Origin of the sequence: Staphylococcus parequorum (assembly GCF_039237145.1) — a bacterium.
GTDB classification, from domain to species: domain Bacteria; phylum Bacillota; class Bacilli; order Staphylococcales; family Staphylococcaceae; genus Staphylococcus; species Staphylococcus equorum_A.
Genome location: NZ_CP150682.1, coordinates 296,677 through 320,825, shown reverse-complemented (window position 1 = coordinate 320,825; position 24,149 = coordinate 296,677). Strand labels below are relative to the sequence as shown.

The following is a 24,149-nucleotide window of genomic DNA, read 5'->3' as shown; positions in this document are numbered from 1 at the left end:
TTAGATGGAAATTATAATTATTATATTACAAATTATTTTAGGCATATTTTTCATAATGACAGGTTCTAAAATATTATCCGGAGCCATGAAAGCTGATTTTTCGCGACTTGGTTATCCGCCCATTTTCAATCAAATCACTGGCATATTTGAGTTGCTTGGTGGTTTAGCAATGCTTGTCGGCATTTTCTATGGCATGCTCGCTTTCTTAGCCAGCATATTACTCGGTGCGACAATGTTAGTAGGCGCGTTATCTCTCGTCTTTTTAGGAAACGATCCTATTAAGAAGGCAATGCCAGCAACCGTATTATTTATCTTAAATTTAATCATATTTATCTACTATGTATCATCAGGACTTCTATAATAAATATTGAAAGACAATAACCCTCTTAACGCGTTTATATACAAAACCTTAAGAGGGTTTTTCTTATTTTAATCAGTCTCCCTTATTCATAATAATTAGTATTTTATTAAGCAAATGTTATCCTCTCATTGCCATTTCCCACTATTTAATTGCGTTAATTATAACCACAATATTAATTAGATTATAATGAGTACAATTATTATTTTATATTATGCTATAATTATTTAAAAAAGGAGGCTAATATGACTAACGGATCAGAAGTTTTAATATGGAAACAGAATAAAGTCGCTAAGAAACTTATCGAAGCGCATGCCACTTCGCCCGAACATGCTAGGACTTACGAAAGTTTAAATATTAAATACAATAGGACGTTTAAAAACTTATTAAAAAAAGAAGTGATTAAAAAAACTGGTGATAAATACTACCTTGATATAGCAGCATGGGATAAATTTAGAAAATCTTTCAAAAGACTATTTCTACTTTAAAAACATAGTTAAATTAAAAGGTTTGTTTCCTAAAAATATAAAAAACAAACCTTTTAAACTATATAATATAACTTTTGATTAAGCACTTTGTCGTCTTCTTATGTGCTTTTCACTTTTAATCCACGGTAACGATTAAGCGTTGCACAGAATTCCTGCTTTCTCGGTAAAGCTAAATTTCCTGGATGTCCATGAAATTGTGAGAGTGCATCTAGACCGTTTTGCTCTATAAAATCATAGAGCTTGTCAGCCGCTTGAGCTAAAGTGTCTTGCTCATTTAATAGATGGTTCTGGTAATAATCAATCATGTCCGCTAAACACTGTGTTTGGCTGTTATCTACCAACTGTTCCAAACCTGATATATCAATAAGTTCCTTACCATATAAAATGGAATACCGTCCTTTGACTTTAAAACGATTTTCCTTTCCTTTTTTAGAAAAACTAGATTTTAACGGAATTCGCGTAGGAATGTCACCGAATTTTTTATCTATGTTCATGCTTTTAATACTATCGTTTGACGCCGCAATGGATTTAGCTTGTACTGTTACATCTTTCAATACATACTCATCCATCATCAACACTTGATCTGCTGCCTCAAAATAGTCACCCGAGCCACCCACAATTAAAATTGTAGAAACATCATAATCTTTATAAAGTGATGTTACCTTACTCGCAAATGGTGTGATAGGTTCTTTCTCAGGCGCAATCAGCTGTTGCATACGGCTATCTCGAATCATGAAGTTTGTTGCAGAAGTGTCCTCGTCAATCAGCAATAACGATGTATTTGCTTCTAATGCTTCCATCACATTCGTTGCTTGTGACGTACTACCGCTCGCATTTTCAGTTGAGAATTGTCGTGTATCTTTATTTCCCGGTAAATTATTTATAAAAGGACTGATGTTCACTTTTTCTATATTTCGTCCATCTTCTGCACGTATTTTCATAGCATCATGACAAGTAATCACATATTCTCTACCGTCACTGGCAATATGATTATAGACACCACGTTCTAATGCTTCAAGTATCGTTGACTTACCATGAAAACCGCCGCCTACGATTAAAGTAATCCCTTTCGGAACGCCCATGCCAGTGATGGTTTTTCCACTCGGTAAAGACAATTCAACTTCTACATTTTTCGGACTATTAAACGCTACAGCACCCGATAATTGTTTATCAGAAACCCCACTTTTACGTGGCAATATAGAACCATTTGCCACAAATGATACAAGCTGTCTTCGGTCGAGTTCTTCACGAATAAACGCTTGGTCCAACATTAATGTAACTTGTGTCTTTAATGCAGCTTGATCAATATTTTTATAAAGTAATGCGTGCTCTACAATTTCTGGTAACGTGTCAGTTAATATATTTGCTGCAACTTTTCCTAAAATTTTTCTACCTGCGGCTGGCAAACTAATTTCAAGTCTCACTTCAATGTCCTGTTTATTGATCACAACAGCAGTTCGCTCTAAAATCTCTTGACCACAACGATCAATAAAAATATTGCTAGCACTTTTTGCGTGTTTATCGCTATGTTTCAACGATTCTATGTTTTCTTTAAACGCTCGAGTCAGAAAGTCAGATACTGCAATAATTTTATTTTTTGAATCTAGCATATCGTCCGGAATATTTGCTGTTTCACGATTCATGATAACCCTCATTTTTGAAGGTGGCGCATACGGGTCCACTTGCGCATGATCAATCGCAAAACGGAACTGCTTAAATTGATACACTCCCTTTAGGCGCTTATATGCACCATACTTCTGTCCATCTAATGATCTTAATAACTGCGCGAATTCTGTAGCTTGTTTCAATAGCGTACCTCCTCAAGTGATTCTTCTTGTTTCATTTTTTATTATAATACTTTAGACGCTCTTTCTAATATTTACCCAGTCTAAAACATTAGATTAACTGTGTACAATATTTATTTTTTGTAGTAACACTATCTCTGACAATAAAACCCGCAAAGCAGCGTAGCAACATCAATATATATGTATGATTACTCTATTCCCAAATATGATTGAATTAAATATATTTCTAAATTGCGTGATTTATATAGGTAGCGCTATGTATTAATAGTTTTATTTATTTTATGGCAAAGCATATTTACTAATTCTTTATTTTTTAAAAATAATACACAAACATACTAGTGAGATAATTAATAAGTACGTATTTATCTATCTAGGGGGATTTTATGTTTAACAATATGAAAAGAAACACAATTTATTCTATTAGAAAAAGTATGATGGGAACTGCTTCAGTTACAATTGGGACATGTCTATTACTTGGGATGAGTAATCAAGCTTCCGCCGCTGATCATAGTCAAATTAAAAATGATACTGAAACTACAACTGCTCAAGTTCAAACTAGTAGTCAGGATCATACATTAGAATCATCATCTAAATCAACATCTACAGATAATCATAATTCGAACAATAATCAAGCAACAAATATACATAATCAAAATGAAGGCACTACAGAAGAACCTAAAGAAGAAACTATCGACGAAAATGACATAAAGAAAGAAAATCAGTCACCGAGCACACAAAGTGCATTAAATGATGCTTCAGACACACAAAAACCTGAACAGCCGTCTGAAAGTGATGCTAACGAAGAACAAACTATTGAGAACATCACTAAAGATTCAAGGAAATCATTAACAAGAAATGCTTCAAATAAAGAAGAATTAACAGAGCAGAATACACAAAAATCTCAACAACAAGAGCTTCTTAAAGAAGAAGATAAGCAAAATGATTCAAATGTTGAAAATTCAAAATCTGATCAACTACCAAAACCGTCATCTAGTGACGCTACACAAGAACAAGTTCAAAATGACGCCGAATCCAAGCAAACTATAGAACAAACAAAGGATTCAAATACATCAACAGGGCATTCAAAGGTGCCATTAAATGAATCAGATGCAACAACAGATAATTCGAACACTCCAAATGAATCAGACAAATCCACAAAACATTCAAATGCTTCATCAGATAATTCAAACTCAACTGCACAGAAGCAACATGACTCAACAAACAAATCGCTCAACAAAACAGAGACTAATATAAACCCACCACATAAAATAGAAGACGCATCATCGGCATCGCAATCCGCTTCAGAACCATTGAACAATAATCATATTCATAGTGATGCTATTTCATCTAACAGCACATCTACTAAAGACTTAGAAAATTTAACCAATGCAGAACGCACAACACTTTTAAAAGCGATTCAACATAATACCCAAAAACAAGACAAACAGCCACAAGCAGTCTTACAAATGGCATCTGCTCAAAATCCAACAATTAGAAATACACGTAATGCTTCTAAAGATTCAACATCCCTCAACATTAATCACACAGGGCGTTATGATAGCGGTGCTGGCTTTGATAAAGGTGGTACAGAAATTGTAAAATATAACCCTAAAAATGGTTATGCCTATTCAATAAATGGAGATAAAGAAGCATTAGATATTTTAGATATTAAAAACACTAAAAACAAAGAAATTCAGCTCGTAAATCGAATTTATCTACAAGATGCTGGCATTGAAGCAGGTGACCTAACTAGTGTAGCTGTTCATCCTGATGGTAATTATATTGCTCTTTCTGCACCTGCCAAAGATAAAACAAAGCCCGGTCACGTGGTCTTCTATAGTGATACAGGAAAATACTTAAATGATTTGACGGTAGGCAGTCTACCCGACATGGTAACTTTCACAAAAGATGGTTCTCGTTTACTTGTAGCCAATGAAGGTGAACCCTCTGACGATTACAAAGTGAATCCAGAAGGTTCTGTGTCAATTATCGACACATCAGGTGCACCAACCGAATTAAACAACTCACACGTTCGCACTACTTCACTAACACAAGATCATATGAATGAATCTATTCGTGCATTAGGTCCTAATAAATCGCAAGCTTATCTAAATTTAGAGCCAGAGTATATCGTGACCGATGAAAGTGGAAAATATGCTTACGTGACGATTCAAGAATCAAGTGCTATTGCTAAGCTAGACATTGAAAAAGGTAAATTCGTACAAGTCCAAGGATTACCTTATAAAGATCATTCCTTACCTGAAAATGCTATTGATCCTTCAGACAAAGACGGTAAAAAAGAATTACGCCCTGTACCAGTACTCGGTATGTTACAACCAGATGGTATTGATTCATACGAATATAATGGAGAAACATATTTATTAATAGCCAATGAAGGTGATTCACAAGATTATGAGGGTTATTCAGAGGAAATCCGTGTCAAAGATATTAAAGATGATATTGAATTAGACGCTAAATACTATGAAGGTTATACGCAAGAAGAATTAGATGCACTTGTGGCTAACGGGCTATTTGATGATGATCAATTAGGCAGATTAAAAGTGACAACTTCTCACAAATTCAGAGATGAAAATGGAAAATATAATGCACTCGTAACGTTCAGTGGTCGTTCATTTTCAATATTAAAAGGTTCTGACCTATCTATGGTTTACGACAGTGGCAATGATATTGAACAGCGTATCAAAGATATTTTACCAGAACGCTTTAATGCTAATTATGAAGATTTTAATGAACTAGAAGTAGATGGTAGAAGTGACGATAAAGGTCCTGAAGTCGAGTCTATAGAAGTTGGTACTGTCGGCAATCAAACATACGCATTCGTCGGCTTAGAACGTGTAGGAGGCATCATGATATATAATATTACGAATCCTACTGCTCCTGCATTCACGCAATACCTTTATGATGAACAAAATAAAGATATCTCACCTGAGGGTATTACTTTTGTCTCTGAAGAAGACAGCCCAACAGGCAAAGCAATGTTAATCGTATCCTTTGAATTGTCAGGCACTACATCTACATTTGAGTTAAATCAGATTAGTGGAACTGAACAAGTACCACCTAACGACCAAGACAACACTGAAAATGACAACCCGCCTGTCAACGATGGTGAAGATAATGATACGATTGATTTAAATGACGAAAATCCTGAAATTGAACATAATTCAGAAGGTCCTCTTGTCGACCAAAATGCAGTTATTGAGAACCCTGACGCATTAATTTCAGAAAATCCATCAAATACTCAAAATGACTCGACTCAGTTAAATAACAACTCGACAGCTAAATCAACTGCTCTTTCTACAACACCTATCGCTGCACAATATCATAATACGGTGAAAAATCAAAAATCAGTTTCACAATCAGAACAGCCTATACATCAGCTAGCTACAGAAACACATAACCAAAATAATCATCAATATAATACAAACATTACTAAAACAGGTACAACAAACACTAAACTTGATAAAGAAGACATTCATCTCGATAAGCAAAACATGACAAATGAGCATAGTCATTCAACTGAAACACAACAATTACCAAATACAGGTCAAAGCCAAAGCCAAGTACCACTATGGTCATCATTAATCTTAGGCGCTTGCCTACTATTGATTGGCAGAAAACAAAAAGAGAAATAAATAATATTCACCTATCGCAAAATAATTAAATACCAAAATAGGAAGCATTATAATCAAATGCTTCCTATTTTGATTTATTGCTGTTTACTTATCTCCCATTGATAAGGGTCTGGTAAATTGCTCCAATCTTGCTCTATTTCATGACGATTTAATAAACATGCATCGAGTTCACGTTCAATTTTTTCAGTATCTAAATCCGTTCCGATAATGACAAATTGTGTATTTCGGTCACCATATTCAATATCCCACGTTTCTGCAATATCTGTTCTTTCATGCAAAATCTGTCTTTGTTGTTCTGATGACATCGCAGCTACCCAATAGGTCACTGGACTAATGTTACAAGATGACCCAGCTTGTGATAATAAACAAGCAACTTCATTATATTGCGCGAGCCACACGATACCTTTGGAACGAACGATGTTATCCGACATATTTTCTAACCATGTATTAAAACGTTCCGCGTGAAACGGTAATCTTCTTGAATAAACAAAGGAACTTATACCGTATTCTTCAGTTTCTGGTGTATGTGTCGCATGGCCACCTTCAGTTAATTCTTTAATCCATCCTGCAGAATCACTCGCTTTTTCAAAATCAAAGCGCCCCGTATTTAAAATTTCGTTTAATTCTACTTCTGCATTCACTGTTTTAATTAATTTCGCTTCAGGTTGTAACTGTCTCAGTACATTTTCAAGTTTCTGTAATTCATCGTCAGTAACTAAATCTATTTTATTCAATACTAGGACATCACAGAATTCGACCTGATCGATTAGTAAATCTGCAAGCGTGCGTTCATCCGTAACATCAGCACCTTGGTCTCGATCGACTAATAAATCTTCCGAGTTAATATCATTGGTGAATCGATTCGCGTCTACTACTGTCACCATTGTGTCTAATTGGCATATTGACGTTAAATCAATGTCGAGTTCGTCATCTATGTATGAAAATGTTTGGGCAACTGGTACAGGTTCTGAAATACCTGTTGATTCAATAACAATGTAATCTATATTTCCTTTGTGTACGAGACGTTCTACTTCTTTTAATAAATCATCTCTCAATGTACAACAGATACAGCCATTCGATAATTCAACTAGTTTCTCATCAGTTCTGGATAAGCCGCCACCTTCTGCAACTAAATCTTTATCAATATTGACTTCACTCATATCATTTACAATAACTGCTATTTTACGTCCCTCTCGATTTTTTAAAATGTGATTGAGCAACGTAGTCTTCCCTGAACCTAAATAGCCACTTAAAACAGTTACCGGAATTTTACTCATTAGATTAACTCCCCTTTTATAAATCGTAATAATTACGTTTTATAATGTAACGTGAATTATAAGTAAAGTCAATATTATATTTTTAAGACGTGTTAATCACTCTATCTTGGAAAAGATTTTCGACAACTTATTGGGTATAATAAATATTAAGCATACTTATTTATGATATAAGGGGGATTTTTATGAAATTTAAATATATAGCTACTGGTATTATTGTAGCTTCTATTGGTTTATCGGCTTGTGATATCAACATTAATACAGGATCTGGTGGAGATTCTAATGACTCAAACAAACAAGATCAAAACAGTAGTAATAATAGCAACGATGAAAACGAAAACCAAAATGATAATTCATCATCTGACAGTAACAACAATGATGAAAATACAAATTCACCTGAACACTATGCCAAAGTATGGATTTCTGTACTTGAAGATAATGGCGGCAATGTAGATCCTTCAAGTACTGAAATCACGCATGCAGATGTTTCGGATGAGGTCTTAAATCCATATAACAAGAGTGCTTCCGCGACATTCCCAAATGGCACGCAAGCATTATACGGTACACCAACTGCTGCGGGACAAGTTATTTATAAAGACAATCATGATGGTACAGTAGATGTTTATGATGTGCCTAGTCATTTCCAAGATAAACGTTGGGACGAAGATGATTATTCGCAAAATGAATCTACACGCATACTTAATAATCCTAAAACTGTAAAACTAAAAGATTTTTCTCAAAGTGAAATAGATAATTGGACACCTGTCATTTCTGAATCTAATGATTCTAATGATAGTAGCGAAAGTAGTGATGATAGTACTGGCGAAGTAACACGAGAAAATGTAATAGATAAGGTTGAGTCATACGAGGGTCATAGTTTAGACACTTCTCAATATACGTACAAAGAGCCTGAACAAAGTAATAATGGGGATTGGGGCTTCTCCTTTATTGATAAAGATGATAACTTAGCTGGCTCCTACATTGTTGATCAAGACGGTAATGTAACGAAATATGATGAAGATGGAGAACCAGAATAAAAGTATAAAATTAAAAGTGCTGACAACATTACATTTTGTTGTCAGCACTTTTAATATATATTTAGCATCTTAGTTACTTATTAAAATCGTAGCATTATAAATCTATTAACTGTTTCATTTATTGTTCCTTTTTTCACTCTAAACTAATATTTCCCCTTCTTTTTTCGCAATATGCTTAACCGCTTCGGCGACTTGATGAGCGACGTTTTTATCTAGCGCATTGGGAATAATGAAATCCGCTGCTAACTGATCTTCTCTTATTGAGCTAGCAATTGCTTTAGCTGCCGTTATTTTCATTTCTGTAGTAATATCACTTGATTGTGCATCTAACACGCCTCTAAATATTCCAGGAAACGCTAATAAATTATTGATTTGATTAGGATAGTCCGAACGTCCTGTGCCAATGATGGTAGCTCCAGCTTCTATTGCTTCTTCTGGGTATATTTCTGGGGTAGGATTGGCTAATGCAAAAACAACTGGGTTATCATTCATTGACTGTACATGATCTTTTGTTAACGCTTTGGGACCTGATACACCAATAAATACATCTGCATTTTGAATGACATCATCCAATGTGCCTCTAGATTCTTCAGGATTTGTATATGTTGCAATGTCTTGTTGAGCGCCGTTCATCCACGTTTCTGATTTATTTAAGACACCTTCTAGACTGACCAGCGTAATATTATTATATCCTGCTTCTAATAATAACTTAGCAATCGCAATACCTGCAGAGCCTGCACCATTAATAATGATTTTTGTAGAATAGTTTTCTTTTCGAACAAATTTAAGTGCATTGATTAATGCTGCAAGCACAACTATTGCCGTTCCATGTTGATCATCATGAAATACTGGAATATCAAGTTCTTCAATTAATCTTTTCTCAATTTCAAAACAACGTGGTGCAGATATATCTTCTAGATTAATTCCAGAAAAATTAGGTTCTAACGCTTTTATAATAGATATAATTTCTTCAGTATCTTTTGTATTTAATGAAATTGGAAATGCATCTACATTTGCCAGTTTTTTAAATAAAATACTTTTCCCTTCCATAACTGGTATAGCCGCTTTGGGTCCAATATCACCTAGTCCAAGTACAGCCGTACCATCCGTAACTACAGCAATCATATTACCTCGCGCTGTTAACGAATTTACTTTTGATTCATCTTCTGTAATCGCCTTACATACTTCAGATACACCAGGCGTGTATACGACACTCAAATCCTGTTCATCCTTAACCTCTACTTTACTCGTAATTTCTATTTTTCCTGAACGTTCATGGTGTAAACTGATTGAATCTGTAGTTTCATTTCTTACTGACATATTTATTACCCCTTATTTAGTATTGTGATTTAACTTAGCATTTTCAACAAAAATGTTGCCATGATGACTGTTGATACGCCGCCTATTCTGGTAGCAACTTGTGCAAATGGCATAAGTGCCATACGTTTAGATGCTGACAATATAGCTACATCTCCTGTACCACCTAAGCCACTATGACATCCCGTCACGATAGCGGCATCTACTGGATACATTTTCATCAATTTACCTACAAAATAACCAGAAAGAATCATGGTTAATACGACTGATGCACATATGACAACATATGCTGGTGTAACAATTTTAACGACATCTTCTAAAGGTATGTACAACATTCCAAGACCTACCATTAATGGCCAAGTTAAACTTGTAGATACAAATTTATATAAATTATGTGCGCCATCTTCCATTTTGTGTGGCATTACTTTCAAACATTTAATAATCGTTGCAAATAGAATCATAATAACTGGCCCCGGCATACCTATGAATTTTTGACCAAGTGTACCAACAATAAAGAAACTACAAGCAATGAGTAAACCTGCTCCCATAAGTGAGAAATCAATTACTTTTTCTTTATCTTCTTTATCCTCACTCGTTTCATCTATGTTTTCAGATTTAATTAATTTTCCATTTCCTGAAAGCTTTGTATGTTTTTCACCTACACGCATCATGACTCCTGCAGTAACAACCGCAAATATATTACCAATTACTGCTGCTGGAATCATTTGAGAAACGAACGATTCAGCTGTGCCTCCCAATATAGCTGAGTATGCAATGGATAATGGGAGAATACCTTCACCAATACCTCCTCCAATAATAGGTACAACAATATAAAACAATGTATGCTTAATATCATAGCCAAATAGTAGGCCGACTAATAAACCAGCAGATACTGCCAGAATAGTTCCCACTAGTAAAGGCACAAACATACGTGTAAATCCTTGAATTAACACTTTACTATTCATGCCTAAAATACTTCCAACAACCAAACAAGAAATATAGAAATATAAAAAGTTCGATGTCTTCATCAAACTTGTTACCGCTTCCATAGAAGATGTGTTAATAACATCTAAAAACACTAAAACAGATGGTACAAGTAATGCTAAAATAGCAGGTCCACCGATATCTTTTAAAACCGGCAATTTTTGACCAAGATCGCCTAGCAAGATACCCAAAATCATGATTACTGCGAATCCACCGATCATGTCTGCCGGTAACGTATTATATACGGACGCAGCTAATATAATTGCAGCTAGTATTAAGTAAAGTGGTAATGGTAACACGCCCACTTTAATATGAATCAGCCTTTTCCCTAAACTTTTAAAGCTGCGCTCTATTGGCACCCCTTCATTAGTAAGCGCTTTCAAATTTGCTTTCGTATTCATTATTAACCCCCTTGTTACGTATAAATCTATTCTATTCATAGACGATATAAATTTATAGCTTATGAAATTTTAATTATCTTTTTGTAATTAAAAAAACCGAATCAAAAGGAATTTAATCCTTTTGATTCGGTAACACTTCACTATAATTCTATATAACCCTTTAAATACTGAAGATTATCCTTTTTAACCTTATAGAAATTAATGGGCCGCCCTATACCATAATTTAAAGATTCTTCTAAAACCTCTATATCCGTTAAAAACTTTAAATATTTTCTTACAGAAACTCTCGAAATATTGACGTGCTTTGAGATGTCATCTGTAGAGAATTCATTTTCTTCAAAGTATTTCATTTTATCAATAATCACTTGTAACGTTGCTTCCGTCACACCTTTTGGTAATTTCAACTCTGAATCACGGTCAACAATTTCCTTGTTAAGAAACTCAGCATCAATATCAGTTTGATTAATACTACTCGTTTTATTAAAGAATGTGAGTCCTTTTTTATATCTCAACAATGATTGTTGAAAACGCTCAAAGTCGAAGGGCTTAATTAAATAATCTACAGCGCCGTAACGAAATGCAGTTTGAATATCCTCGACATCCGTAGCTGCTGTGATGAGAATTGCGTCTATTTTATAACCTTGCTCTCTTATATATTTAAGAAATGTGAGTCCATTTTCCTCAGGCATGTATATATCCAGCAATAGTAAATCAATTTCTTTATTTTCTATATGTTTTATAGCTTCTTTAACATTTGAGGCAATATCAACTGAGGTTTGGTCATCTATTTTTTTAATAAATTGTTGATTTATTTGTGCAACCATTGGATCATCTTCAACAATTAAGATATTTAACATTTATAGTCCCTCCTTTTTTGAATAATTTATAACGACTGAAAATGTCACATTGCCTTCTACATTAGAAGCTACATTTATTTCCCCGTTAAGTTTCTCTACGCTTTGTTGAACAAGATGCAGCCCATAGCCTCTGTGCTCCCCTTTAGAAGAGTAGCCCTTTTCAAAAATTTGATGGGCTAAATCACCTTTTAGACCTAAGCCTGAATCTACAATATCTATGATTAATGCGTTATTTATATATTTCAAATGTACGTCAATTGTTTTCTCGCTAACAGCAGATGCGCTTAAAGAATCTATACTATTATCTATTAAATTACCTATAATCGTAATCATTTCATGAGTAATATATGAATGCTTCGGTTCTGGAATCATTGTATGGCTGATAATAGACAATTTAATATTCTGTTCTCTCGCCAAACTTAATTTGCCAATTAAGAATCCAGCTAACACAGGATCTTTAATCTTCGACGTAATACTACCATTCTCTTGGCTGCCTAGTTCAACAATCTCATGTATATACTGTTTTAAATCCTCATAATGTTCCATTTGTAGCAGGCCAGAAATCACGTGCAACCTGTTACTAAACTCGTGTGACTGCGCACGTAATGTATCAGCATATGTCTTCACACCTACTAACTGTTCCGAAAGTTTGTTCACCTCTGTCTTGTCTCTAAATGTTGAAATTGCACCAACAATTTCATTATTTACAACCAGTGGCACTCTATTAACCAAGATCTTCACTCCATTAATATTTTGTTCCTTGTCCAATTCTGGTTTACCTAACTCGAGTACTTTTGGTAGTTGTGTAGACTCCATATAATCATCAATCTTCATGCCAATTGGATTGCCTTTTAAATTTGCCTTATTAAATATATCCATCGCTGATTTATTCACTAAATTAATCTTACCTTCTTTATCAACAGCAACGATACCCTCATGAACAGATTGCAACATCGTGTTCCTTTCTCCAAGTATCTTAGCGATATTCGATGGTTCTAAACCAAGTAAAATTTTCTTAATATATCTAGACAGTAAATATGCACCAATGGCACCGACAATAAGTCCAACAATTGACCCAATGATAATTTGCTTATTCCCATCTGCAAGTGCTTCAGAAACACTTTTCATCGGTACACCAACGGCAACTACTCCAACTTGCTTACCATCAGCATAAACAGGGGTAAATGACCTTAATGATTCACCGAGCGTCCCTTTAGAAATCGAAGCACTCTCTTTACCGTGCAGCGCATTTGTTTCATCGCCACCTTTAAAATGCTTACCAATGCGTTTTTCATTAGGGTGCGATTTTCGTATCCCGTTCATATCCATCACAACAATAAAACTCACATCCGTTGATTGTTGTATTTCAGACACATACGTTTGTATACTGTTATCATTGTCACCTTTTTTCAAAGTAGATTGAACAATCTCAGACTGAGCAACGGTCTTACCAATTACTTCGGCCTTCTCTTCAGTTGTTTTATGTATCGTATCTTTAATGGTCTTACTAATCAATACACTCGTAATAAGTAATGAAAATAACACTACAATACATACTACAATAATGATCAGTGTGCTTAACTTTAGTCTCTGTTTCTTCAAAGCCCCAAACCGCCTTTAGTTATTAAAATTTATACATATAATTATTAGAAATATATCATACTTTTTAGAATTAATTAGTATAAGTTTTAAATGTGAAATTTAATAGAATAATAATACAATTTGAAAAAAGACCGTAAATATACCCTTAAACAAGAGATAATATACGGTCGCATGTTAGTGCTTAAGTATATGTTTTGTTTGCTAAATTACTTTTTACAACTTAAAATTAATTTAAAGGTTAGGAGTATGATTTTTAAAATTTTAATGGAGTGAAATGCATGAATGACAGGATTGAACAATTCAAGAACATCATTAATAATTCTAATAAAATCACGTTTTTTACAGGGGCAGGTGTATCTGTCGCAAGCGGTGTCCCAGATTTTCGTTCTATGGGCGGGCTATTTGATGAAATTTCAAAAGATGGCTACGCACCTGAATATTTATTAAGTACGGATTATCTTCAAGATGACCCAGTAGGCTTTGTAGATTTTTATCATAAACGTTTACTTATAGCTGATAAGCAACCGAACCTTGTTCATCAATGGATTGCTCAACTAGAACAAGACAAACGTTCATTAGGTGTCATTACTCAAAATATCGACGGTCTGCATTCTGATGCGGGGAGTCTTAACGTTGACGAACTGCATGGTACGTTAAATCAATTCTATTGTATTGATTGCCATAAGGCATATTTCAAAAATTATATTATGGAACAACATTTACGTGATTGTGAAGTGTGCGGTAGCCCCATTAGACCTGATATTGTACTTTATGGGGAATTATTAAATCAAAATACGATATATAATGCACTGGATAAAATAAATAAAGCTGATACTTTAGTCGTCCTAGGTTCGTCACTCGTAGTCCAACCAGCAGCAGGGCTTATTTCGAACTTTAAAGGACAAAATCTAATTATCATTAATAATGACCCTACACCTTATGATAACCACGCAACTTTAGTCATTCACGACGACATGGTCAAAGTGGTTAATGAACTAGAATATGTAGAGTGAGTTATGTAGTGAAGTTAAAGCATTTATAAAAAAGGAGAACGCGTTTTATAAGACGCGCTCTTTTTTTATTTGGTAATTTTTGAATCAATATTAAATAGTTTTAAAATACTGGAAACAACCTTATCGATGGTTTCACTGTTTTATAAATGAATGCACATATTATTTACTCCAGATATTGTTTTTGTTCAGTCCTAATTACATGGGAAGTCATATTCATTGACCTAAAGTATACTTTAAGGTCTATTATGAACAATGAAGAATATCAATAAAAATATTCTGAAGTACGAATAATGGAGGAATTAATATATGTTAAATGTTAAAGCTAGAGCTGTAAATAGTCCAGATTCTGATTTTTATGCTACGGAAATTAAAAGACGTGATCTTGATACAAACGATGTTTTGATAGAAATTAAATATGCAGGCATATGCCATTCTGATATTCATACTGCACATGGAGAATGGGGACCTGTTAATTATCCATTAGTGCCAGGTCATGAAATCGCAGGAATTGTTAAAGAAGTCGGTTCTGAAGTCAGTAAATATCAAATAGATGACCGTGTCGGTGTAGGTTGCATGGTAGACTCTTGTGGAGAATGTGTTCATTGTCAAAATGGCGAAGAACAATACTGTCTAAAAGGAAACGTCGGTACATATGCAGGTACAGACAGATATGGTGAACCAACTCAAGGTGGATACTCAACACATATCGTAGTACATGAAGATTTTGTATTACGTATTCCTGATAATATTGGTTTAGATGCTGCTGCACCTTTACTTTGTGCTGGCATTACGACTTATTCACCTTTAAATCATTGGAATGCAAATGAAGATAAAAAGGTAGCAGTTATAGGTATGGGCGGACTTGGACACATGGCTGTTCAAATTGCACATGCTATGGGTGCTGAAGTAACTGTATTATCAAGAACATTAAACAAAGAAGAAGACGGTTTGAAATTAGGTGCTTCACATTATTATGCAACAAGTGATGAAGCAACGTTTGAAACACTTGCAAGCTCATTTGATTTAATTATTAATACAGTGAGTGCTAATCTGAAATTAGATGATTACCTTAGATTATTAACACTAGATGGCACAATCGTTAATGTTGGGGCACCCGCAGAGCCTATATCATTACATGTAGCAAATTTAATTGGTCATCGTAGATCATTTGCTGGTTCAGCTATTGGTGGTATAAAAGAGACTCAAGAAATGTTAGATTTCTGTTCAAAACACAACATTGAACCTCAAATCGAATTAATTTCAGCTGATCAAATTGATGATGCTTATAAGAGAGTCTTAGCTTCAGATGTTAAATATCGTTTTGTAATTGATACAAGTACTATGTAATATTTTTGAATGAATAATATTCATTTGTAATTACTAAGGAGGCTATTAGATGGTTAGTCAATCTGATATTACTTATTTAGAACGATGTGTCGAATTAGCAGAACAGGCACTGAATAAAGGAGACGAACCATTTGGATCTATATTAGTGAGCTCTAATGGCAACGTTTTATTTGAAGATCACAACCATGTTAGTGGTGGTGACCACACTAGACACCCTGAGTTTGAAATAGCGAAATGGGCTGCTAATCATTTAACACCAGAAGAGCGCAAGTCAGCAACTGTTTATACTTCTGGTGAACACTGCCCGATGTGTGCCGCCGCACATGGTTGGGTAGGTCTTGGAAGAATCGTTTATGCCAGTTCTACTGAACAATTAAATACGTGGCTAAGTGAGATAGGCGCACCACAATCACCAGTAAAAAGTTTACCTATCCATCACGTTATTGAAAATGCTGATGTCGATGGTCCAGTTCAAGCATTGGCAGAAAAAGTACACACTTTACATTTAAAGTTACACAATAGATAATTAAATTTCTCGCTAAAAATTTTAAAAAAGCGTCTTAAATTGGATGAAAATAGTTCTCCTCAATATTTGATGAATATTGAGGAGTTTTTTTATGTCTCAATTAGCTGCTGTTGCTATTACTCGATTTAGAAAGATGAAACTTTACTTAACTACTTTTGATGCTAATCCATTAGATTTTACTTTTTTAATAATTCAAACCACCTAGGATAAGTTTCTGTTTATCGACTGGTGATGAGATTTTTTCATGGGATACCATTTATTTATTTGATCAATTAATTCTCAAATTACTTATCTAACTGTATAAGTACTAGTTTATTTATTAAAAAATTCTTCCACCACTTCAATTTACTGGGATAATAAACCTTATAAACTTCATTAATTTCACTCAGACGCTTTGTTGGAATAAAACCTAGTTTTTCGTAATATCCTTCTATATATTCTATACCATCATACAGAGCCAGAGGGATTTGACAATTATCCGCAATCCCTTTTAAATACTCTAATAATAATTTGCCATATCCTTTTTTATAGGAGTGTAATTGATCTATTTCAATAAAATATTCATATTTTCCTATCAAAGTATTACTAACCTCTTCTGTACCGGTTCCGACTACTATAAAAAGACTAACAGAATTAAAATTCCTATCTATTACTAAAAACTCAAAAACATTTTTATTTTCATTAATAATCAAGTATACTTTCTCTTCTATAATTAAGTTCTTTAAGTGAAGAAATATACTGTTTGGTTTTTTTAAATGTGAATTTTTTGAAATAATATTATTAAGTACTTCTATTGAATTATTTTTATGACAAACGTAATTTTGAAAATTTATATCTTTTAAGCATTTTTGATATTTCTCATGAAAATCAATTGTATATTGGTTCACCATATTTTTCTCCCTATATTTTTAATTATTATTTTGTTCTATCTTACTCAGTTTTTTTATATACTTATCCTTTTCTCACCTCATTGAAGTAAGTATTCAAAAACATCCATTCAAAGTTCCGCAATCTTGCGTCTACTTTGAATGGAATATATAGAACTATTCAAAAGTGTTATCTATGAAATATAGGTGATTTTGAATTATATTATATATTAACTAGCCTATAATATATTCCACATTATAGCTAAATCAATTCATACTTTATGGCATTTTTATTTAACAAGTTAATCCCTGGATATTTGAAATCTAAGTTTAATCTTCCTATTAATGCTATTTGATATATACTATCTTCGTTTACTTTATCTTTTATATTATGTCTATATACGGTTGCACGAAACTTCCATTCTCCAACTTTGTCTTTTGTAAAAATCGTTAAAATGTAGAATTTGTAGTTTTTGTTATTTTTGCTGATTTTTTCTTCAACTGATAATTTTGCTTCACCATAGAATAAATATAAATCTGCTTCATATGATTTATCAATCCATCCTTGTAGTTTCTTTCTTCTAATTGCTTTTAAATCTCTTTGTTTTTTTGTTATATCCGAGATTAAATTAGGATTAAAAAATTTATTATTCTTTTTAATATAAGCATTGTTTTCAATATTTTCATTATCTTTATTATTAAACAACATATTCATAATAGCATTTAATTTATCTTGAACTTGATTATAGTTTAAGCTTTCAATATATTTTATTAGTAATTTTTGATTTGCGTATTCATAATTATAAGTACAATTTTCATAATGATTTGCTGATGGAATTTTTTTTAAATGTGCTCGCCTAGTAGTTGTTTTACTAACATAAGTCAATTTAGCAACTTTACATTCTGGGCAGAACATCTTCCCTCTATATTTATTTATATTCCTATTATTTTTTTCAATATATGTATTTAATTCTTCAATATCAACTGTTTCATTATCTACATTATAAAAAAATTCTTCAAAGATTTTTGGTTTATTGACCATAAATTTCACCCTTTTATAATTTTAATAACTTGTCATTAAAATGATTTTTGAATTCTTTTCTTTTCGCCGAATCATCTGAATAGAAACATAATCCTACTAATCTAACATCTTCATTTTCAGCAAGTACTCCAATATCATTTCTTTCATTGATTGATAACATAAATTGCTCTTTCAATTTATCATTTGATAATAAATGTTTACCTTTAGGTTCTAAAAACACTTGGTAAGTATTTTCATTGTCTTTTAAGTACAATAAAAAGTCTGGCATAAAGCCTCTTACACCATCTATTTCTCTATACTTAATTTTACGTTCATTACGTATTAAATAAACTTCCTCGTATTTATTTTGTAAATCTTCCATTCCATTTAGTATCTTATTGATTTCATCTAATATGTTTGTACTTATGTTATCTCTCCATACATCGAATTTTAATATATATCATTATGATAATAGACTTTGTAATATAAATACACAGAGAATGTAATATTAATTAAACCTTTTATGATAAAAACCTCAACTAAATATAATGGTCCGACTTAATAAACTGCATCACTTATGATACGCTTCCCCTTATCAGTGATTTTGCTAAAATTTTTATATCGCTTAAAAAATAGGCAAGTTAGTATTTAAATAACTCGCCTATATGTTTGCAGAAATATCATTTAATTCAAAAATTATGTTATTTAAATTCTAAACTAATATTAAATGATAGGTTTCTGTTTACAATAGATTTATCAGCACCTTGCTTGGTTCCTCTATTTTTATGGGATGCTTTATATTCCTGAGACTCTTGCCAATGTTTGTAAGCTGCTTCGTCTTGCCAAAACGTAATGATAACATGATGTTCATGTGTACTATGTGGCTTTAGAAATAATAGATTTTCAAACCCTTCAGTATTCTCTAGATGTTTATCTCTATTTAAGAACACACGCTCGAAGTCTGCCTCTAAACCAGGATTAGCATATAAATGGTTTAAAACTGCATAACCATATTGTGGCAAATCATTAATTTGTTCTAATATAGTATAGTGATATGTCACATTAAATCTATTAATAGTTACCTCATTATTATTTTTGTCTAAATAAATACGATGTATTTCATTTTTCAACAAATGAATCACTCCTTTTTATTGGATGATATGTCAAAATTGCTTAAATTTATCCATAACATAATCTCTACTATTTTTATGATTCACGATAGTCTGTGGATAATCTTTTCCAATTTCAATATGATAAATTTCTTGTAACTTGTCTTTATATTTAGTTGGATCATGAATGTATTTACTGCTCACATCATTAAATATTTCTAGCTGTGTTTTAATAAAATACCCTTGCGCATCAAAACGCTCACTTTGACGTATAGGATTAAACATTCTGAAATAAGGCACTGCATCTGTTCCAGTTGATGCTGACCACTGCCATCCATGTACATTAGATGCATTATCATAATCTATCAAATACTGTCTAAAGTACTCCTCCCCCCAAGTCCAATCAATAAATAAATTTTTCGTTAAAAATTGTGATACGACCATTCGTAAGCGATTATGCATATATCCTGTACGATTCAGCTTCTTCATTGCAGCATCAACGATTGGGTAACCAGTTTGACCTTTTTTCCATACTTCAAAATGTGTTTTATTATACGACCATTGCATGTTTCGATATTTTTCAGAAAAAGATTTAGTTGCCGTTTCTGGATACTGTGTCATTAACACATAATAAAATTCACGGAATAGAACCTCTCTTATAAAAGCTTCATAATTTTTTTCATCGCTCTCATAATCTTCAAGTAAATCATTTATAATTTCACGAATATCGAGTAGTCCATATGCTAAATTTTTACCTAATCCACTTACAAAATCCTGAGACACATCGTCAGTCAATTTATCATAATGAGCTATGTCACCATTTAAAAAATCATCCCAAGCTTTACGCGCTAACTTTTCTATATCTTTATTATTTTCAAATTTTAAGTCACTTTGATTTGAACCCTTTTCCGCAATTTGAGACAACTGCTTAAATTGATAACTTTTTTTAGGGGTGTGTACTAAGTCCTGACGATTTGCTTTATAAAAACTAGTAAATACTTTATAAGGCTGTTGCTGTTTATTAAAAGTCTTTGTTGGCTCAAAATAATGATTCACGCGCTGTCCAATTACTGTAACTTGGTGATTTTCAAAAGCCTTTTTTACATGAGGATAGTCATATATTTCTTTGTGATAACTCATAATATCTTTTGCTACTAATACGTGAGATAACGCCAATGTTTCTGCTAATTCACCTAGCTTTTCATATGTGACAATATAAGGTTGTATATCATGCTTATCTAAAGCATTTACAAATCCTTTTACAACTTTATGGTAATAGTCACGTTTTACTTCTGATGCGTCAGTTAAATCTTCTAAAGGTAAGATAAAATACAATTTATTTATCTCATTTTGATGCTTCACTATATATTGAAAAAGTGGATTATCTTTCGTTCTAAAAACTCTGTTAAGTATGACTCCTAAATGCATTTTATTGCCTCCCAGCTTGTTTCATACAAATTCACTTTATAATTGTCCTTTAACTTAAGATTGTGTTTTCAATCATATACCCGTTTTAACTTTTGTATAATTCACTAAAAAATAAAATAAATTTTAATACCTTACATATTATAGGCAACTTCAGGGTATATTATTATCAGAGGTGATTAAATTATGAATAACGAACAATTACAAAATGAAATTGAAAATATATTAAATACATCAAAAATAGGTGTCCTATCTACTGCACATAACAATACACCTAATAGTAGATACATGGTATTTTATAATGATGGACACACACTTTATACTAAGACAAGCATTGAGTCTAAAAAAATTGCTGAATTTAAAGATAATCCCAAAGCTCATGTACTTATAGGTTACGATGAAACGAATAATCGTAGTTTTCTAGAAATTGATGCTAATGTTGAAATACTGAAAGATCAAGAGACTATTGATTGGATTTGGAACAAACAAGATAAGTCCTTTTTTGACTCTAAGGATGATCCAAACTTGTGTGTAATTAAAGTAATACCAAAATCCATAAAAATTATGAACGATAAAAAAATAGACACACCACAAACCATTACGTTCGATTAGTTAAAAAGGCGCTTAAAATCACTTTATCAAAAAGTAATTTTAAGCGTTTTTTATATACCATTATTAATATCTTCTAACATAGCATCAACTGTAATTTTAGCACTCGTCAGTACAATTGGCACTCCTGCCCCTGGATGAACACTAGCTCCAGCAAAATACAAATTTTTGTAATCTCTGCTCACATTAGGCGGTCTGTAATAGTTACTTTGCGCTAAAGTAGGCATTAAACCAAAGGCTGCTCCAAATTTAGCATTATAATCTCCTTCAAAATCCTTAGGCGTATAAATAATTTCTGTCACAACTTGCTTTTTCAAATCTTTTAACGCTTTAATCGTAGAAAGCTTATTGTAAATAATATCTTTCACTTGTGTGATTGTTGACTCATCAGACCAATCCGTATCACCTGTTTTCAATTCTGAAACGGGCATCAGCACATAAATACCTGTTTGACCTTCTGGCGCTAACGACTGATCTTCCACACTAGGAGCGTATACATATATTGATGGATCTTGGGATATTTCCCCGGAAAATATTTCATTGATATTACTATCAAAATCCTTTGAAAATATAACATTATGTAACAAAATTTCTTCGGATAAATCTTTATCAACCCCTATATACATTAAAAAGGCAGAACAAGAATAGTCCATATTATCAATTTTCTGTGTCGTATACTTCTTAGGATGATGTTCATTTTTAATTAAAGATGAAGTAGCTTATGGAAAATCAGCAGTACAAATCATTTTGTCATACTTTTCTATATGTCCGTTTACTTTTAGTCCCTCCGCACGCTTATACCTACTATCAATGATAATTTCTTCAACGTTTGCGTTGGTATAAATTTGAGTACCTAATTCTTCATTTAGCGTTTGAAGCGCTCTGACAAAGCTATACATACCACCTTTTATAAAGTGAACGCCAAACATTAACTCTATCATGGGTATAATTGAATACAATGACGGGCTTCGTTTAGGGTCGATACCTATATATAATGTTTGAAACGCTAAAATCTTTTGGATTTTTTCATTATCAACATATTTTTCAATTAAATTATCTGCTTTATCAAATGTTTTGAGTTTCATACCTTGATATATAGTAAAAGGATTATAAAAATCCGTAGGTTTCCTAAACGTACGTTCTAGAAAATATTTTCGTGCTATTTCGTATCTTTCGTATATATCTGTTAAAAAGGACATAAAACCATGTGTAGAGTTAGGTTCAATACTTTCAAGCATATCTCTTAATTGAGCAAGATCTGTAGGAACGCGAATTTGATCTGTTTCACTAAAATAAACATCATATATATGTGATAATTGTTTAATTTCCAAGTAATCATTCATATTTTTTTGAGCGTAATTAAAAACGTCTCGATAAATCTCAGGCATCATTACGATGGTTGGTCCCATATCAAATGTAAATCCATCTTGCTTGATCTGATTCATCCTGCCACCTATTTGTTGGTTCTTTTCATATAAATCTACTTGGTGACCGTTTGCTGCTAATCTTGAAGCTGCAGCTAAACCTGAAACACCGCCGCCTATAACTGCAATCTTCATAATGTTTCACTCCTATTATATTTCGCACTAAGTTCACGATAAATTTTCATTTTTTTCAATTTGCTTACATATACTTTCTTATGCAACGTATAGTTTGCCTTCCTTACTTCCACAAGTATTTCATGATAAGCTATCGCAGCTAATTCGATAATGTAACGTACCTCTTCGTCAAAATAATTAATACCGTTTAATGCAATATCATATAACCTAACTGCCTCTGTAGCGTAACTTTCCCACAGTTCTATATAATTTGGCGTAACTCCTTCATAATATATAGAATATAGATTAACTCGATATTGAGCTAATTTTTCTACACTTAGATAAATTCTTCCATTTTGAAAATCTTCGCCGACATCTCTTAAAATATTAGTTATTTGCATTGCCTTGCCTAAAGCAATCGCAGCTTCTTCAGCTTGCTCGAAATTATTTTCATTTGATGAAGTTAATATAGGAGTTAACAATTCACCGACAGTACCTGCCACACCATAGCAATACTCATATAAATCTGAATCAGTTTTCATTTCTTTTAAAACTAAATCTTCCTTCACATATTGAATTAAAGATTCAAAAGGTTTTTTAGGTATTGAATATGTATTCAATGTATTACTTAAAGCATTCATAATAGCTGCATCACTTTGATACGCTTGAATATAATCACAATCGCTATAAATCACATCTAAATCTCTAGCTATGCCGTTTAATTGCTCAAGGTCTTTGTATTTATCAATACTGTCATCTATAATTCTGCAAACTGCATAAATAGCCCAAATTGCTTTTTTCCTTTTTAAATCCAAAAAATCAAAGGCATATGAGAACGTTTTTGAATGTTCTTTCATTATATTGTGACAATGGTTATAATCTCTCTCTAATTGATTCATTTATTGGCCTCCTCAGTAAG

General features: G+C 32.8%; 20 protein-coding genes and 1 pseudogene. 8 read left to right on the top strand and 13 right to left on the bottom strand.

The window, feature by feature from the left end; genetic code table 11:
- Positions 1-4 precede the first annotated feature (4 nt).
- On the top strand, positions 5-361 hold the full coding sequence (locus tag AAA453_RS01485) for a DoxX family protein (RefSeq protein WP_069832386.1): 357 nt from the start codon (positions 5-7) through the stop codon (positions 359-361).
- A 242-nt stretch (positions 362-603) separates the two neighbouring features.
- Positions 604-846, top strand: a complete 243-nt coding sequence (locus tag AAA453_RS01480; RefSeq protein WP_427705741.1) for a hypothetical protein — start codon at positions 604-606, stop codon at positions 844-846.
- A 98-nt stretch (positions 847-944) separates the two neighbouring features.
- Here the strand turns inward: AAA453_RS01480 and AAA453_RS01475 are convergent, their stop codons facing one another.
- On the bottom strand, positions 945-2,654 hold the full coding sequence (locus AAA453_RS01475; protein WP_427705739.1) for an ABC-ATPase domain-containing protein: 1,710 nt from the start codon (positions 2,652-2,654) through the stop codon (positions 945-947).
- 380 nt (positions 2,655-3,034) lie between these two features.
- On the opposite strand from AAA453_RS01475, the gene AAA453_RS01470 reads away from it, so the two are divergent.
- A complete protein-coding gene (locus tag AAA453_RS01470) occupies positions 3,035-6,304 on the top strand; it encodes a choice-of-anchor I family protein (RefSeq protein WP_427705737.1) in 3,270 nt (1,089 codons plus the stop codon).
- A gap of 74 nt (positions 6,305-6,378) precedes the next feature.
- Here the strand turns inward: AAA453_RS01470 and AAA453_RS01465 are convergent, their stop codons facing one another.
- On the bottom strand, positions 6,379-7,581 hold the full coding sequence (locus tag AAA453_RS01465; protein ID WP_427705736.1) for a GTP-binding protein: 1,203 nt from the start codon (positions 7,579-7,581) through the stop codon (positions 6,379-6,381).
- Positions 7,582-7,763: 182 nt separating this feature from the next.
- Here AAA453_RS01465 and AAA453_RS01460 point away from each other — a divergent pair, with 182 nt between their 5' ends.
- Positions 7,764-8,615, top strand: coding sequence for a hypothetical protein (locus AAA453_RS01460; protein ID WP_427705735.1), 852 nt, complete (start codon positions 7,764-7,766; stop codon positions 8,613-8,615).
- A 138-nt stretch (positions 8,616-8,753) separates the two neighbouring features.
- On the opposite strand, the gene AAA453_RS01455 is transcribed toward AAA453_RS01460, so the two are convergent.
- From AAA453_RS01455 to dcuS, 4 genes are all read right to left on the bottom strand, one after another.
- Positions 8,754-9,935 carry an NAD(P)-dependent malic enzyme gene (locus AAA453_RS01455; protein WP_427705733.1) on the bottom strand — a complete coding sequence of 394 codons (1,182 nt, stop codon included), beginning with the start codon at positions 9,933-9,935 and terminating at the stop codon, positions 8,754-8,756.
- Positions 9,936-9,964: 29 nt separating this feature from the next.
- Positions 9,965-11,317, bottom strand: coding sequence for a 2-hydroxycarboxylate transporter family protein (locus AAA453_RS01450; RefSeq protein ID WP_427705731.1), 1,353 nt, complete (start codon positions 11,315-11,317; stop codon positions 9,965-9,967).
- 140 nt (positions 11,318-11,457) lie between these two features.
- Complete coding sequence (locus AAA453_RS01445; RefSeq protein WP_427705729.1) at positions 11,458-12,174, bottom strand: response regulator; 717 nt, start codon at positions 12,172-12,174, stop codon at positions 11,458-11,460.
- Complete coding sequence (gene dcuS / locus AAA453_RS01440) at positions 12,175-13,776, bottom strand: DcuS/MalK family sensor histidine kinase (RefSeq protein WP_427705727.1); 1,602 nt, start codon at positions 13,774-13,776, stop codon at positions 12,175-12,177.
- A gap of 278 nt (positions 13,777-14,054) precedes the next feature.
- On the opposite strand from dcuS, the gene AAA453_RS01435 reads away from it, so the two are divergent.
- From AAA453_RS01435 to AAA453_RS01425, 3 genes are all read left to right on the top strand, one after another.
- Entirely contained in the window at positions 14,055-14,789 is a 735-nt protein-coding gene (locus tag AAA453_RS01435) for an NAD-dependent protein deacylase (protein ID WP_427705726.1), read from the top strand.
- Positions 14,790-15,095: 306 nt separating this feature from the next.
- Positions 15,096-16,136, top strand: a complete 1,041-nt coding sequence (locus AAA453_RS01430) for an NAD(P)-dependent alcohol dehydrogenase (RefSeq protein ID WP_427705725.1) — start codon at positions 15,096-15,098, stop codon at positions 16,134-16,136.
- Between the two features lie 49 nt (positions 16,137-16,185).
- Positions 16,186-16,662 carry a nucleoside deaminase gene (locus AAA453_RS01425; protein WP_427705723.1) on the top strand — a complete coding sequence of 159 codons (477 nt, stop codon included), beginning with the start codon at positions 16,186-16,188 and terminating at the stop codon, positions 16,660-16,662.
- Between the two features lie 284 nt (positions 16,663-16,946).
- On the opposite strand, the gene AAA453_RS01420 is transcribed toward AAA453_RS01425, so the two are convergent.
- The 5 genes from AAA453_RS01420 to AAA453_RS01400 form a co-directional block, all read right to left on the bottom strand.
- Positions 16,947-17,552: a hypothetical protein gene (locus AAA453_RS01420; RefSeq protein ID WP_427705721.1), complete on the bottom strand. Its 606-nt coding sequence runs from the start codon at positions 17,550-17,552 to the stop codon at positions 16,947-16,949.
- A 238-nt stretch (positions 17,553-17,790) separates the two neighbouring features.
- Positions 17,791-18,570: a hypothetical protein gene (locus AAA453_RS01415; RefSeq protein WP_427705719.1), complete on the bottom strand. Its 780-nt coding sequence runs from the start codon at positions 18,568-18,570 to the stop codon at positions 17,791-17,793.
- Between the two features lie 13 nt (positions 18,571-18,583).
- Positions 18,584-18,931, bottom strand: a complete 348-nt coding sequence (locus tag AAA453_RS01410) for a hypothetical protein (protein WP_427705717.1) — start codon at positions 18,929-18,931, stop codon at positions 18,584-18,586.
- A gap of 319 nt (positions 18,932-19,250) precedes the next feature.
- Positions 19,251-19,691, bottom strand: coding sequence for an antibiotic biosynthesis monooxygenase family protein (locus tag AAA453_RS01405; protein ID WP_230623014.1), 441 nt, complete (start codon positions 19,689-19,691; stop codon positions 19,251-19,253).
- Positions 19,692-19,712: 21 nt separating this feature from the next.
- On the bottom strand, positions 19,713-21,086 hold the full coding sequence (locus tag AAA453_RS01400; RefSeq protein ID WP_065339096.1) for a cryptochrome/photolyase family protein: 1,374 nt from the start codon (positions 21,084-21,086) through the stop codon (positions 19,713-19,715).
- 183 nt (positions 21,087-21,269) lie between these two features.
- Between AAA453_RS01400 and AAA453_RS01395 the strand changes: the two genes are divergently transcribed.
- Positions 21,270-21,695, top strand: coding sequence for a pyridoxamine 5'-phosphate oxidase family protein (locus tag AAA453_RS01395; protein WP_427705715.1), 426 nt, complete (start codon positions 21,270-21,272; stop codon positions 21,693-21,695).
- A gap of 50 nt (positions 21,696-21,745) precedes the next feature.
- Here the strand turns inward: AAA453_RS01395 and AAA453_RS01390 are convergent.
- Together AAA453_RS01390 and AAA453_RS01385 are read right to left on the bottom strand one after the other, a co-directional pair.
- A pseudogene (locus AAA453_RS01390) lies at positions 21,746-23,251 on the bottom strand (phytoene desaturase family protein).
- Positions 23,248-24,129 carry a phytoene/squalene synthase family protein gene (locus AAA453_RS01385; RefSeq protein ID WP_427705713.1) on the bottom strand — a complete coding sequence of 294 codons (882 nt, stop codon included), beginning with the start codon at positions 24,127-24,129 and terminating at the stop codon, positions 23,248-23,250. Before AAA453_RS01385 ends, AAA453_RS01390 begins: the two are co-directional and overlap by 4 nt.
- Between the last annotated feature and the right edge of the window lie 20 nt (positions 24,130-24,149).